Below are 13,859 nucleotides of genomic sequence, written 5' to 3'. Positions count from 1 at the left end.
GCTTTCTTTATAGTTAAAACAGTTTCTTTGCGAATAATTGAGCAAAGAAACCATTTAGGTTTACATGGTATTAGAAGTTATATCTAGCACCTAAGGTATAACGAGCGCCTAAAACGGTTACGTCATAAGGTGTGCGGATAGAACGACCGTTAACACGTTGATCTTCATCGGTAATGTTAAGACCCGCGAATGTCACCGTTAAGTCTTCCATCACGTCGTAACTGACGGTGAAATCCCACTGTGAATATTCTTCTACGTATCTAGGCTGTGTACCAGCTGATTGTAAAAACTCATCTCGCCAGTTATAGGCTAAACGTGCTTGCCATCCGTCTTTCTCGTACATAGCTACAAGGTTAGCAGTATCACTTAAACCAGTTAAAGCAAACTGAGATACAGTAGGTGCGGCAGTGTTATCGTACTTTACGTCGCCACGTACCAAGGTGTAGTTCGCTTGTAAACCAAAGCCCGTATCAGCAAAGAAGTGTTGTGCAGCAATTTCAGCGCCATAAATATTTGCATCTTTATTGTTTACTGGGCGTGAAGTTAAGAACTCATAAAGTGGATCATCTTCATTTGGGTAAATGTCATAACGAGCACCCATATCAAATTCGAAATCTGACTGATTAGCAAATTTGTTCATTTCAGTGAAGTAATCTGCTTGGCCATTTGGAAAATCTTGTGGGTTATCTAAAATAGCCGTCATCACGAATAAGTTAGTTTCGTCGAGTGTTACACCAATATCAGCTAATGCTGCCACCGCTGCTTGGGCGCGTGGGCCCGCTGTTGGATCACGCAAATCGAATTGTGATAACCTAACTTGTTCGTTACCAATAAAGTTACTTACACGTTTGTCAAAATAACCAACAGAAACATAGCTAGTATCATCAAAGTAATATTCCACTGATATATCAAAGTTAGTAGATAATAGCGGCACTAAGCTTGGGTTAGACGCTGTAGCAGTAGGTATACCACCCACTAATGTGGCGGCATTGTAACCACCGATACCAATTGACGCACGAAGATCATTATAACTTGCTCTAGACATTGTTTGACCAAAAGACATACGCGCTTTTATCTCATCTGTCACAGCTATATCGATATCTAAGCTAGGTAATACATGGTTGTAACTATTTTCTTCCATCACGCCATTGGTCGTCGAACCATTTTCAGTGACAAAATCGTTGTTATCTTGCCAGCGTGTAGTAGCAGGCACGGCTTGTATAGAAGTCGATTTAACATCGGTACTTTCATAACGAACACCGGCTAAAACATTGGTTTGCATGCCGCCCATTTCACCCGATAATGAATACTGGAAATAAGCTGAAAATACATCTTCTTCGACAGTATGGTCGTTGTCACGTACACCAGTGTCATCAAATTCAGTTAAGAAAGCGTGGCCGTATTTTTCATTGCCCCATCTGACGATATCAGTAGCGTTACCACGGAAAGAAGTAATACCATGATCGCCCATATCATAACCGTCAAATAACCCCATTAAATCAAACTCTTCTAGAGATCCTGGAGGGAGTTCACCTGGATTAGCAATACCCCAGTCACCACCTTTAAGTAAGCTACCAGATTGCTGTTGATGCATTTCAATAGAGCGAGTTTCGATACCGAAGTCGAATTGCCCATCATCAAGGACGTAACTACCGTCTAGTTTTGCTTGCTGAATATCAGTGGTTTGTGAAGAGCCTTCAATTCTCATGAAGTTAGTTCCCACATCGGTGGTGTCCCATTCACCATTACATTCAGGTAATCCTGCTGGTCTACTTTTAGCACAATCATCAATAGTGACCGCTAATGTTGGGATATCGCCAGTGAAGTCATAACTTTGGGTTAAGCCAAGTGGAGAAGCTAAACCTGCAATCATTCTACCTGCACCAATACCACCCATGTTATCAGGTAAACTTTCTGCTTTAGAATCATGTACATCTAAGCTAACTTTGAAATCATCATTAACTAAATATTCTAAATTTAAGCCAATTGAATCAATCGTATTTTTTTGGTTGCTCCAAATTTGTGTGGCAGTGTTATCTTTAGCGCCGCCAACAGCCTCATTCATTAGTACCATAGTGGCAACAGGTTGGTCAGTATCAAAGGTAACAGAGCTAAAGCTTCGGTTGGCCCAGAAACCTGATTGTGCTTCTTGCTCTTGAATTTTGTTATTGACGTATGTGTAATCTACGGTGGCAGTAAAGTCTTCGGTCGGGGCTAATTGCAATGTTAACTGAGCATTGGTGCGGTCACGTTCAAAGTCGGAGTGATAAAAACGTAAATCATTTGGGCGAGCAAACAGTTGTCCATCTGCAGGTACATTGGTTATTTGGCCATTAGTGTAATCTGCATTTTTTTCACCGTTTGGTCCATCTACGATCGAAAAAGACTGGTACTGCATAGTATCAGTATCAGCATTATAGCTAGGATTCCAGGTTTCGTAGTTCCAGCCACCTGTACCTGCGCGTGAAGCACCGCTATGACGAGATTGTTGACTGATAGTTAAGCCTACACCCCAAGTTGCGTCGTCGTTGGCATAACTAAAAATACCTGATATTTCAGGTGTTATGCTGTCACCTTGCTCTACTGTAGTATCAGCCAATAACTTACCGCCGACACTGGCATTAAATCCTTCTTTGTCTAACGGCTTAGCAGTAATAATATTGATAGTTGACCCAATACCGCCAGCGGTAATGTTGGCTTTGCCAGTTTTATATACTTCAACCGCACGCACACTTTCTGAGGCTAAGTTAGCAAAACTAAATGCACGACCCGAGCCGCCGCCATTACCATAGGCATCGGCTGCTGGCATCATACGACCATTCAAGGTCACCATATTATTATCGCCGCCAAAACCACGCACTGTGACTTTGTCACCTTCACCGTTATTACGGTCAATTGAAACACCTGTAATACGCTGCAATGATTCAGCTAAGTTTGAATCAGGGAATTTACCAATGTCTTCTGCAGAGATTGCATCGACGATACCTTTAGATTCACGTTTAATACTCATTGATTCTTGTAGGCTACCTCTTATCCCTCTTACCTGAATAACTTCTGTGTCGTCAGCTTGTTGTGCTAGGGCGGGAACCATGGTAACTGTACCAAGCATTAAACCTACGCTTGTTGCCAGCACGGATTTTTTAAATTGATTTGGTGATCTCATTGTACTTGTCCCTTTCGTTATTTTTTATTAACAGTGTTGTGTACATTGCTTCATTGATAAACAGTATCTTTCAACTGTAATCGATTCCAAAGGTAAAATTATGGTTAATAAATGTCAATAGCTTGTTAAAACCGCTCATTGTGTGTAATTTTGATAATATCGTGTGTTTTTGTTTGGTGGAGTTGTATTTTGTATATAAGTATTTGAATAATAAATGTTATTTTTATTATTTTAGAGCGTGTTTTATCAATTTTTTTATTTTTTATGTAAAATGTTTTTTATGTTATTTTTTTTGTTTGTTGTATTTCAGAAGAAAACTAATTTTATCTAATACATCAGTAAATCAGATATTTACTGATGTATTTAAGTCGAAGGGTTATGATATCTTTTCTACTGTTTGAATTACTTCGATTACGATTAAACTTTTCTATTTTGCTTGTATCTCATTAGATCTCTAGATAACCCAAACGCCTTCCTTGAAGGCGTTTTTTTAAATATGAAAGTTGATTTTATTTTGCTAAAACTGGCTGGCGCTCTTTCACCCATTGATTGCCCAATGCATCATTAATTATGACTTCCAAATAAACAGTATCATCAGCTGTTTCTGGGAAAACATAATCAATAATATTAAAGCTATAAGTGATGTACCAATTTGCATCATCATTTTCATTAGTAGGTTGTAATTGCCGTTCAAACTTGTCAAATTCCTTGGTTCCATCTTCATTAACAAAACGTATAGATACATTTAATGGATATGAGCCAAAAGTTGAATAGGCATAAATGTAGAGTTGATCACTTGACGTTAAAGGCAGTACTTGGATTAAAGGTTCATAAAAACCAACAGTAAAGTTTTTCATGACAACACTGCTACCGTCATCAGTTTGTTCATCTTGATCAACTACACCATCGACATTAAGATCTCTTTGATTGGATTCCTCGCCACCTTGTTGTAGTAATAGGGATGTGTAGTCGTAAATGGTATAATTGGCATTACAACTTAGGTTTAATAAGTATTCACCTTGCTCATTAGAAAATGCAAAATCGTATCCTGCATAAGGTAATTCGCCAGTTGGGATGGCATAAATTAGGTTTTTAACAGCCGGAGATCCGGCTTGGTACTCAGTTTTACCCGTTACTTGGCATTGCTGTGCGCGGTCAACAGTGACAATTTGCACTTCAGGATTTGCGCAATTCTCGCTTAAGGTAATTTCAGTGGCTTTATAACCAAAATTGTCAGTATTGTAGACATAAAGTTCAGCTGTTGAATCAGCTTGGGAAGATGTCTGTAATACCTTGATATCAGCTCGGCCGTTAGTGTCAGTAATAAAGTAACTAGAACTAAAGTCAAAAGATTGATCTTTATCACTTAAAAATCCTATTGTACTGCTTAAAACCTGTTGCTCATTATTTTGAACTTGAATGTTGGCGCACATATAAGTGGGCTCTTCAAATACAAGGGGGTAATCAAGATTCCACCATTTACGTAAAAATATCTCATTGGTTACCATTATTTCTAATGTAAAAGTGTGAGTACCGCAATCAAAATCAGTATTATTAGCGGCTACCTGAATGCCATTACCATCATAAACAGTGCCTTGACCTAATAAATCCCATAGGCCCGTGTTAGGGTTAGATGTGTAAACAGGTACTTGAAAGCCATCTTTACTTTCGTCACTGTCACCCAGTGAAGCCATAATCGGACAACTGGCAGTTGGAATTTCACGGTTAATAATCACAGGCTCTTCATCATCTAATTTAGTGCTGGTAGATGACAAGCCTCTAGTTGTAATGCGTTCTGCACGTTTCCTTTGTATGGCTTTTACAAGGGGCTCCCCTGTGTTTGTCTTGACTTCAGCGTAATCAAAAGCAACGGATACCAGTCGCTGTCCCGATGAGTCTTCATATTCTCCAGGGAAAAACTCTGCGTCTTCTGGGTTATTTGGATCATAAGATTTAGCGGCAACAGAAAGTGTTGTAGTGTCATCAGGTAATAGGCTACTGGGAATACTAATGGCTAATCCACCGGCACCGCCTTCATCTTCTAATGCAAAATTAAATCCGTCATTATTAATCCCAGAAATGGTTTGTGCTGTGGATACATTAACTTGGCTTACAACAAGCTGTTGTAACTTAGCATCAAAAATCACGTTGTTTTGGATCTTTAATCGACGGGAGTAACTGGTATATCCAGAAGCAGAAACTTCTATATTAATATAGGCTGGATCAAAACCTGTTAACTGGGTAGAAAAACGTAATTCATTGATATTCGGAATTTGCGAGGCTTCAGGTGTGCTTGAAGTCAATACTTGGTCAGTATCATCTAGCATAGTCACTATTATGTTTACATCTTCAGGTTCTATGTTTGTTACTGAGCCAGAGGTGTTAAATGAAAAATAGTGCCACTGACACTGCTTTCAATTTGCTCCGCGGGTGTGGTTGCTATTGCCGATATTATTACCGTGTCTGCAGGACTATCTTCATAACTATCATTTACTATTAACGTTGCGGTATATTCACCGGCTACATCTGGGGTTAAGCTAGGTGTGGCAGTATTTGCTGATGAAAGGGTTGTGCTACTGCCGTTTGGGGGGGTTAAGGACCAAGTGTAAGTTAATGGATCACTGTCACCATCACTACTGGCTATCCCTGAAAGTGTAACGCTTTGGTTAACTTCGGTATTAACACTTTGCCCAGCCTCAGCAATGGGAGTTTGATTAACTCTTATAATATTGACATTAACTGTGTCTGTATCTGTTGCACCATTATCGTCAACGACTTCGATAGTAAAGGACAAGGTTTCATCAGAGCTCACATCTGGTGCTAGAAAGGACGCAGTATTGCTGGATGAAGCATTTAAGGTGACATTGGTGCCTGCTGTTTGAGTCCATTGATATTGACTAATACTACCATCAGAATCACTGGCTGTAGCCGTTAGAGTGACAGTCGTTTGTTCGTCAGCGGTTATATTGCCAGCGGCACTGACTGTTGGACTCTGATTAGTTAGTTCTGAAATTTTATCCTTGGCCGATTCACTACAAGCTGAAACCAGAAATAGTAAGCTTATGCTGAGAGTTAGGTTAGCAAGGTTTTTTTTAGTTGCCACAGAAGACATGCGAAGTTCCTTTTCATCAATTATGAGTTGAATAAATAATAGCTAGTTGTCGATTAGTGTCCAGTGAAAATTTATGAACATTTGAAAATATTTGAGAGTCAGTGAGGGACTTTATTGGTCGTTATCTTCAAAGCGATCGTAATTCGCGTTATTATCTTTTTTGACTTTTGGTAGTTTGTCTTTGGCCGTTTGTTGTAGCAACAAGATATTGCCAATAATAAAACCTAAAATCAAAATAATAATGCCGCTGACTATCCAAGTATTCATGCTGTTCCTGTATTTAAAGCCCTTTATTTAACACAAAACGATTAAAAATAGTCTGCAGATTAGTGAGCACAGCTTCTGCACCATATATGTCTGAATTTATTATCGTTTCTTGTAAAGTTTGTAAGTCTAATTGGGCTACAATTTGTTCGGCGATTGGTGAATAACTTAGATGCCAAGGTTCGGCTGCTATACCGCCTTTATATTGATGATATGGCCGCGTAAACCCAAACTCATGAGCATGTTCAGATAACCAGATATTGAGTTTGGCACAAGGTCCTTCAGCTTCATACTCACTGCAAACCAATTGAAATTTGTGTTCGCTTTGTTCTACTGCGTGTTTATCATATACATCTAAATCCGTGCCCCAATGGTGGCGACTGGCGCCTGGTAACGCAGACCAAGTTAAAATTTTACAGGCCTTATCAAAATCTGTAAGTGTAGATATGTCTAAGGGGGTTTCGTTAATATCGAGAACCGGTGTTTTACCCGACCATTTGTTTTGCCAAATAAGTAACTGGCGCTCAAAACCGCGATAACTACTGACAATTTGTAAGTCTATGCCGTCTTTAATCGCAGCCCTCTGCATTTTTTGAAAGGCGTCACATACCTTAGGTAATAGTTTAAAACCTTGCTGACATTCCACCAACAAAGTTTCATCTTGTCCTACAATATGTGACTTAGGGATCATGCTAATAATCGCTGTAAAATATCTTGATAGATGTCAGCTAACGTTTCTAAATCAGACATTTTTACACATTCATCTATTTTATGAATAGTGGCATTGACTGGGCCCAATTCAATTACCTGTGCACCCGTTGGTGCGATGAAGCGACCGTCTGATGTGCCACCTGCTGTTGATAATGTTGTTTCTCTGCCCGTGCAATGTTTAATTGCTTGCTGGGTTGCTTCAACTAACTTTCCTGAGTCAGTTAGAAAGGGTTGGCCATTGAAGGTCCAATCAATATCGTATTCAAAATCGTGCTTATCTAATATATTTGTCACTTTTTCTATTAGCTGCTGGTCGGTCACTTCGGTAGAAAAGCGGAAGTTAAAACATACTTTTAATTCGCCTGGAATAACATTTCCAGCACCTGTGCCACCATTGATATTAGAGATTTGAAAACTAGTGGGAGGAAATGAAGCATTACCGTTATCCCAGTGAGTTTTAGCTAGTTCATCTAATGCTAATGCTGATGAATGAATAGGGTTGTTTGCTAGGTGAGGGTAGGCCACATGCCCTTGTATACCTTTCACTACTAGATCACCCGTTAAAGAACCACGACGACCATTTTTAACTATGTCACCCACTTCTGTGGTACTGGAAGGTTCGCCAACTAAACACCAAGTCATTTTTTCATTTCTGGCTTCTAAGGTGTCAATCACTTTAGTGGTGCCATTAATAAAAGGCCCTTCTTCATCACTAGTGATTAAAAATGCAATAGAGCCTTTGTGATCAGGGTTGTTTTTCACAAACTTTTCGGTGGCCACTAACATAGCCGCGAGGCTACCTTTCATATCAGCGGCACCTCTACCATGTAGATAACCATCTTTTTCTGTCGCAGTAAAAGGAGGTGTTTGCCATGCACTTTCAGGACCAGAGGGCACAACATCTGTATGCCCAGCAAAACAAAATACAGGATCTTCTGTGCCTTTACGTGCCCAGATATTTTTAGTGTCATTAAAGGTCAAATCTTCAATGTTAAATCCTAATGGCTGAAGAATTTCTGCCATTAGATCCTGGCAACCAGCGTCTTCTGGGGTAACTGACTTTTTGTTGATTAAGGCTTTGGTAAGGCCAATGACTGAATCTGTCATAATAAAATCTCTTCATATTGTTCGGCTTTAAAGCCTATAAAGTATTGCCCTTGATGAATTAAAACAGGACGTTTAATCATAGCGGGCTGTTCAAGCATCAAGGCAATTGCCGATGCTTGATCTAGGTTTTGTTTTTGTTGTTCTGATAATTGGCGAAAAGTAGTACCACGTTTATTCAACAATACTTCCCAGCCAAGATTTTGTTCTGCTTCTGTTAACCACGCAATATCTAAACCATCTTGTCGGTAGTCATGATAAGTAAATTCTATATTATTATTGGTTAACCAAGTTTTGGCTTTTTTAATACTATCGCAGTTTTTAATGCCATACAGGGTAGTCATGTCATTCCGTTTATATAAATCAATTTGTCGCGGACTATAACGAGAAAGGGCTGTTCAGGTAAAGGTTAGGGCTGTATTTTTTCGAAATTAAATATAAACCGTTAGAATACTATCCTCTCCTGCGATGACTGAATAATAGTGTCCTTGTATACCTTTTACTTTGTCACTGTTGATAACTGTAATAGGGCACAACACACTGGATAATTGTTGTTTCATTTTGACTAATGAGAACTCAGCTAATATATCACCTTGTTTAAAGGTATCACCGGTTTTTACTGTTCGTTTAAAACCTTCTGCCATCATAAGATGAGAATCTATGCCCAGTTGAATTTGTAGTTGTAAGCCATTTTGAGCTTTAATTCTAAGTTGATTAGCTAATGTTGTAAAAGACAAAACCGAACCATTAAAAGGCGCTATGACTTGATATCCAGAGGGATTGATGGCTATACCTTCACCAAACAGTCTTTCTTGAAATAGTGCATTAGGTACTGTATCTAAAGTCATAACTGTACCACTGATTGGACTTCGAATAGATAATGCCTTGGTATGTTGAGGTATGTTCTCAATCTCTACTAATTTAGCTAATGTCGCCATGTATAATTATTCTTGTATCTGTCTATTTAGTCAGTATAACCTTAATACAACTTAGGTATAAAACAGAAATACTGAACAAGATCAGTGAAATAGTGAGTTTATCCACCATATCTGTGGATAACTCTGTTGAGTACTGTTTATATGTGTCTTAATTTATTGATATATAAGGATAAAGTTATGCTGTTCGGAAAATGCACTATTCCCCCCAATGTGGATCAATTCCGGCTAATTAGCTTGTTTTATGCGCATAATGAAAATGAGTAATGTCAGTGTTAGATATTTATGCAGGAAAAAAGGCTTTTAAAAGGATTCAACAACAGGGGTTTAGTGCTGATTTGTTTGATTATATTTTAGGGGCTTCTGGAGGGCCTAAATGGTTTATATTAGCGGGTCTTGATCGTTTTATTTTTGCTGAGTTTTTTGCCAATAGGCACAAACCGATTCAGGCTATTGGTTCTTCTGCTGGTGCTTTTCGTATGGCATGTTTTGCTCAAGATGATCCTCTTGCTGCGATTAATAGGCTAGCAGATAGATACTCTCATACTGTTTATTCTGACAGACCCAATTCTAAAGAAATAACAGAAAAAGGTAACGCTCTGTTAGAATTTGTTTTGGGTGATGATGGAGCACAACAGATCCTAAAGAATAAAATAGTAAAAGCGCACTTTGTTGTGGCTAAATGCAAAGGGCTCACAAAATTTTCCTCTAAAAGTTTGCAAATGACGGGCTTAGCAATGAGTGCTGGGGCTAATTTTTTTAATCGTAAATATTTATCTCATTTCTATCAAAGATATATTTTCTCTAGCCCTAATAGTCACTTAGAAATTAATGATCCTTATCAAATGGGCTGTACTACAGTGTCATTAAAGCAAAATAATTTAAAAGACGCTTTAATGGCTTCTGGCTCAATTCCAATTATTATAAATGGGGTGAAAAATATTGCTGGTGCCTCTAAAGGGGTATATAGAGATGGGGGGCTCATAGATTATCATTTCGATCTGTCCTTTGGTCCTAGTGATGGTTTGATTCTATATCCCCATTTTTATTCTAAAGTTATTCCAGGTTGGTTTGATAAATCTTTAAAGAATCGTTTAGCCCATAGCAGTAGTTACGACAACGTAGTCATGTTAGTGCCTTCTGATGAATTTATTTATAATCTGCCATTTCATAAAATTCCGGATAGAAAAGATTTTGAAACAATGCCGTCTACACAGCGAATTAGTTATTGGCAAGAGGTTATTGGTAAAAGCAATCAGCTTGCAGATGTGTTTCAAATTATGTGCCAAAACAATGATTTTTTACATAGTATTAAGCATTTATGATTGAATAATGTAAATCATGAATCAAATAGTTTTGCATATGTAAAATATAATGTTTATTCATGATGTAAGGTGTGTAATAATATTTGTAATTGATCTCTCATCCTTGGTTTATTGGAAAATCAATTTAGTCAAATTCGGTAACTAGTTCGTTTTTATTTGTAATAACTCTTTTTTTATTGTTTTCAGGTATTTCTATCAATTATTACCTTTACAAACCACACTTAGTTGCTGTAAATTGTTAACAATAAACTGTAATTAATTGGTTTAGTCTGGAATGAATAAAAATAAAATCACTTCAATTGATATTGAATTATACAACATACCTCTTTCAGAGGTGTTATCTGATGCTAAACATGGCGACCACACTCATTTTGAATTAGTGCTTTGTCGTGTGACCTGTGAAGATGGTACCCAAGGCGTAGGTTATACCTATACCGGAGGGAAAGGTGGTCGTGCAATTTACTCTTTATTACATGACGAGATGCGCCCACTATTAACCGGTAAAGACGCATCAGAGATAGATCTTATCTGGGATAAATTACAGTGGGAATATCACTATGTAGGGCGTGGTGGCATTTTAAGTTTTGCTATCTCTGCTGTAGATATTGCTTTATGGGACATCAAGTGTAAACGCCTTGGCCAACCACTATGGAAAGTTGCAGGCGGCGCCAGTAATAAAACCAACTGTTATGCTGGTGGTATCGATCTTAACTTTACCGAACAAAAACTACTTAATAATATTCAAGGATATTTAGACCGCGGATTTGAAGCCGTTAAAATTAAAGTCGGCAAAGATGATTATTTAGAAGATGTGAGCCGTGTGGCTGCCGTTAGAAAGGTAATAGGTCCAGACCGTGTATTCATGGTTGACGCTAATTATTCTTTATCAGTGCAAGATGCAATTCGCTTTGGCAAGGCTATTGAAGAATATGATATTACTTGGTTCGAAGAACCAACCATTCCTGATGATTATCTCGGTTTTGCTGAAATATCAGACGCTATTAATATTCCGTTAGCTATGGGAGAAAACTTACATACTTTTCATGAATTTGAATACGCAGTCGCCCAAGCTAAATTAGGCTTTTTACAGCCTGATGCGTCTAATATAGGTGGCATTACTGGCTTTTTACAGGTCGCTAAATTAGGAGCCAAACATGGTCTTCCTTTATGTAGTCATGGCATGCATGAATTACATGTGTCTTTGTTAGCGTCTCAAGCTCACTCCGCTTATTTAGAAGTACACTCTTTTCCAATTGATGAATACACCCATCATCCGTTACAACTCGATAATAATGGCTATGCAGTAGCTCCAGATGTGCCCGGTACTGGGGTAGTGTTTGATGATGCGTTGTTAGCACCCCATTTAGTCATGAAATCTTAAGGTAAAAAATTATGCAAGCTGCTCAATATATAGGTAACAAATCATTCTCAGTGGTCGAAGGAACGTCTATCGCTCCAGAAGCGGGTGAGGTTCGTTTGAACGTGGGTTATGTAGGTATCTGTGGTACAGATATGCACATTTATCATGGCGTAATGGATCAACGTGTGTCTATTCCACAAACTATCGGCCATGAAATTTCAGGCGTTGTAGCTGAAATTGGTGCCGGTGTGACCGGTTTCACTGTTGGCGAAAAAGTAGTTGTTCGTCCTCTTGATTGGTGTGGTGAATGTCCTACTTGTAATGCTGGTTTAACGCATATTTGTCAAAACCTTAAATTTATGGGCATTGATACTCCTGGGGCTTTCCAATCAAGTTGGACTGTAAAAGCACGTACTTTACATAAATTACCTGCAACCGTTGACCTTAAACAAGGTGCACTAGTTGAGCCTTTATCTGTTGCTTGTCACGATGTGCGTCGTTCACGCTTGAAAGCAGGTGAAAAAGTGGTAGTACTAGGTGGTGGCCCAATTGGTCAACTTGTTGCCGCTGTAGCAAAAAGTGTAGGTGCTGAAGTATTGGTTTCTGAACCTAACGAAAGCCGTCGTGCATTTGCCGACGAACTAGGTGTTAAATCAATTAACCCTATCGAACAAGACCTAGCTGCTTTTGTAGATGAGTGGACAGGTACTAAAGGCGCAGACGTAGTATTTGAAGTGTCTGGTGTAAAACCTGCGATTGATGCTATGACTCAAGTCGCTGGTCGTCGCGGCCGTATCGTTATGGTGGCAATTCATAGCACTAAACCTGAAATTGACTTGTTCCAATTCTTCTGGAAAGAATTAGAACTACTTGGTGCGCGTGTATACGAAGCAGAAGATTTTGATTGGGCAATTGAATTAATTGCATCAGGTCAAATTGATCTTAAACCATTTATTAGCTCAGTCAGTCCGTTAGCTGATATTGGAACTGCATTTGCTAGCATGGATGGGAATCCTGAAGGCATGAAAGCATTGGTTGAATGTAACGCAGAATAGTTTGATTTTAGACACAGGATTTTAGAAATGAATAAGATGTTTGAAAAATTTAGTTTAGAAGGCAAAGTTGCTTTAGTTACCGGTTGTAAACGTGGCATTGGTAAAGGTATTGCTTTAGGTTTAGCTGAAGCAGGCGCCGACATTATTGGTGTATCTGCTAGTTTAGAGCTTGAAGGCTCTGATGTTGAAAAAGAAGTAAAAGCTCTAGGCAAAAACTTTAAAGCTTACCAATGTGACTTCGGTGATCGTGATGCTTTATATGCTTTCATCAAAGAAGTTAAAGCGGACTTCCCAAAAATTGATATCTTAATTAACAATGCAGGCACCATCCTACGTGCCCCTGCTGCTGAGCATGGCGATGATTTATGGGATAAAGTAATTGATGTTAACTTGAACTCTCAATTTATTCTTAGCCGTGAAATTGGTAAAGAAATGGTTAACCGTGGTGAAGGAAAAATTATCTTTACCGCTTCATTGTTAACTTTCCAAGGTGGTATTACCGTTCCTGGTTATGCGGCAAGTAAAGGCGCAATTGGTCAACTAGTGATGGCATTGTCGAACGAGTGGGCTGGTAAAGGCGTTAATGTTAATGCGATTGCACCTGGCTATATCGATACAGATAACACGGAAGCACTTCGTGCAGATGCTGAGCGTAATGCTGCCATCTTAGGGCGTATTCCACAAGGTCGCTGGGGAAATCCTGAAGACTTTAAAGGTCCAGCTGTTTTCTTGGCTTCAGAAGCAGCAAGTTATGTGAATGGCGCTATCTTGTTGGTAGACGGTGGCTGGATGGGTCGATAGTTTACTATCGATACTGAAAAAGTTAATTA

12 protein-coding genes are annotated in these 13,859 nt (G+C 38.8%); 4 read left to right on the top strand and 8 right to left on the bottom strand.

Translation table 11 applies throughout. The annotated features are described in order from the left end of the window. Nucleotides 1-70: 70 nt before the first annotated feature. The 8 genes from GQR87_RS13210 to GQR87_RS13175 form a co-directional block, all read right to left on the bottom strand. Nucleotides 71-3,163 carry a TonB-dependent receptor gene (locus GQR87_RS13210; RefSeq protein WP_158970056.1) on the bottom strand — a complete coding sequence of 1,031 codons (3,093 nt, stop codon included), beginning with the start codon at nucleotides 3,161-3,163 and terminating at the stop codon, nucleotides 71-73. Nucleotides 3,164-3,672: 509 nt separating this feature from the next. Then, nucleotides 3,673-5,490: a hypothetical protein gene (locus tag GQR87_RS13205; RefSeq protein ID WP_158970054.1), complete on the bottom strand. Its 1,818-nt coding sequence runs from the start codon at nucleotides 5,488-5,490 to the stop codon at nucleotides 3,673-3,675. Nucleotides 5,491-5,528: 38 nt separating this feature from the next. Further along, nucleotides 5,529-6,275, bottom strand: coding sequence for a PKD domain-containing protein (locus GQR87_RS13200; protein ID WP_158970052.1), 747 nt, complete (start codon nucleotides 6,273-6,275; stop codon nucleotides 5,529-5,531). A 111-nt stretch (nucleotides 6,276-6,386) separates the two neighbouring features. Continuing rightward, nucleotides 6,387-6,542, bottom strand: a complete 156-nt coding sequence (locus GQR87_RS13195) for a DUF2897 family protein (protein ID WP_158970050.1) — start codon at nucleotides 6,540-6,542, stop codon at nucleotides 6,387-6,389. A 13-nt stretch (nucleotides 6,543-6,555) separates the two neighbouring features. After that, on the bottom strand, nucleotides 6,556-7,230 hold the full coding sequence (locus GQR87_RS13190) for a M15 family metallopeptidase (protein ID WP_158970048.1): 675 nt from the start codon (nucleotides 7,228-7,230) through the stop codon (nucleotides 6,556-6,558). Continuing rightward, complete coding sequence (dapE, locus tag GQR87_RS13185; RefSeq protein WP_158970046.1) at nucleotides 7,227-8,357, bottom strand: succinyl-diaminopimelate desuccinylase; 1,131 nt, start codon at nucleotides 8,355-8,357, stop codon at nucleotides 7,227-7,229. Before dapE ends, GQR87_RS13190 begins: the two co-directional genes overlap by 4 nt. Then, nucleotides 8,354-8,698 (bottom strand): ArsC family reductase, encoded by a 345-nt coding sequence (locus GQR87_RS13180; RefSeq protein WP_158970044.1) that lies wholly within the window; start codon nucleotides 8,696-8,698, stop codon nucleotides 8,354-8,356. The genes dapE and GQR87_RS13180 overlap by 4 nt, the downstream gene beginning before the upstream one ends. Before the next feature lie 87 nt (nucleotides 8,699-8,785). Next, the gene (locus tag GQR87_RS13175) at nucleotides 8,786-9,292 is read right to left on the bottom strand and encodes a PTS glucose transporter subunit IIA (protein ID WP_158970042.1); all 507 of its coding nucleotides are present in this window, start codon (nucleotides 9,290-9,292) and stop codon (nucleotides 8,786-8,788) included. A 263-nt stretch (nucleotides 9,293-9,555) separates the two neighbouring features. Here GQR87_RS13175 and GQR87_RS13170 point away from each other — a divergent pair, with 263 nt between their 5' ends. From GQR87_RS13170 to GQR87_RS13155, 4 genes are all read left to right on the top strand, one after another. Continuing rightward, the gene (locus GQR87_RS13170; protein WP_158970040.1) at nucleotides 9,556-10,614 is read left to right on the top strand and encodes a patatin-like phospholipase family protein; all 1,059 of its coding nucleotides are present in this window, start codon (nucleotides 9,556-9,558) and stop codon (nucleotides 10,612-10,614) included. A 274-nt stretch (nucleotides 10,615-10,888) separates the two neighbouring features. Further along, nucleotides 10,889-11,995, top strand: a complete 1,107-nt coding sequence (locus tag GQR87_RS13165; RefSeq protein ID WP_158970038.1) for a mandelate racemase/muconate lactonizing enzyme family protein — start codon at nucleotides 10,889-10,891, stop codon at nucleotides 11,993-11,995. Nucleotides 11,996-12,006: 11 nt separating this feature from the next. Then, nucleotides 12,007-13,029: a zinc-binding dehydrogenase gene (locus tag GQR87_RS13160; protein WP_158970036.1), complete on the top strand. Its 1,023-nt coding sequence runs from the start codon at nucleotides 12,007-12,009 to the stop codon at nucleotides 13,027-13,029. A 36-nt stretch (nucleotides 13,030-13,065) separates the two neighbouring features. After that, a complete protein-coding gene (locus GQR87_RS13155; RefSeq protein ID WP_158973009.1) occupies nucleotides 13,066-13,830 on the top strand; it encodes a 2,5-didehydro-3-deoxy-L-galactonate 5-reductase in 765 nt (254 codons plus the stop codon). Nucleotides 13,831-13,859 lie beyond the last annotated feature (29 nt).

Origin of the sequence: Paraglaciecola sp. L3A3 (assembly GCF_009796765.1) — a bacterium.
Taxonomy (GTDB): Bacteria; Pseudomonadota; Gammaproteobacteria; order Enterobacterales; family Alteromonadaceae; genus Paraglaciecola.
This window is presented reverse-complemented; position numbering and strand designations above follow the sequence as displayed.

What these genes read in the sequence shown, in the direction of transcription:
- GQR87_RS13205 (WP_158970054.1), bottom strand. Translation starts at nt 5,490, where the DNA reads ATGCTAGATGATACTGACCAAGTATTGACTTCAAGCACACCTGAAGCC.
- GQR87_RS13160 (WP_158970036.1), top strand. Translation starts at nt 12,007, where the DNA reads ATGCAAGCTGCTCAATATATAGGTAACAAATCATTCTCAGTGGTCGAA.
- dapE (WP_158970046.1), bottom strand. Translation starts at nt 8,357, where the DNA reads ATGACAGATTCAGTCATTGGCCTTACCAAAGCCTTAATCAACAAAAAG.
- GQR87_RS13155 (WP_158973009.1), top strand. Translation starts at nt 13,066, where the DNA reads ATGTTTGAAAAATTTAGTTTAGAAGGCAAAGTTGCTTTAGTTACCGGT.
- GQR87_RS13210 (WP_158970056.1), bottom strand. Translation starts at nt 3,163, where the DNA reads ATGAGATCACCAAATCAATTTAAAAAATCCGTGCTGGCAACAAGCGTA.
- GQR87_RS13200 (WP_158970052.1), bottom strand. Translation starts at nt 6,275, where the DNA reads ATGTCTTCTGTGGCAACTAAAAAAAACCTTGCTAACCTAACTCTCAGC.
- GQR87_RS13165 (WP_158970038.1), top strand. Translation starts at nt 10,889, where the DNA reads ATGAATAAAAATAAAATCACTTCAATTGATATTGAATTATACAACATA.
- GQR87_RS13170 (WP_158970040.1), top strand. Translation starts at nt 9,556, where the DNA reads ATGTCAGTGTTAGATATTTATGCAGGAAAAAAGGCTTTTAAAAGGATT.
- GQR87_RS13195 (WP_158970050.1), bottom strand. Translation starts at nt 6,542, where the DNA reads ATGAATACTTGGATAGTCAGCGGCATTATTATTTTGATTTTAGGTTTT.
- GQR87_RS13190 (WP_158970048.1), bottom strand. Translation starts at nt 7,230, where the DNA reads ATGATCCCTAAGTCACATATTGTAGGACAAGATGAAACTTTGTTGGTG.
- GQR87_RS13175 (WP_158970042.1), bottom strand. Translation starts at nt 9,292, where the DNA reads ATGGCGACATTAGCTAAATTAGTAGAGATTGAGAACATACCTCAACAT.
- GQR87_RS13180 (WP_158970044.1), bottom strand. Translation starts at nt 8,698, where the DNA reads ATGACTACCCTGTATGGCATTAAAAACTGCGATAGTATTAAAAAAGCC.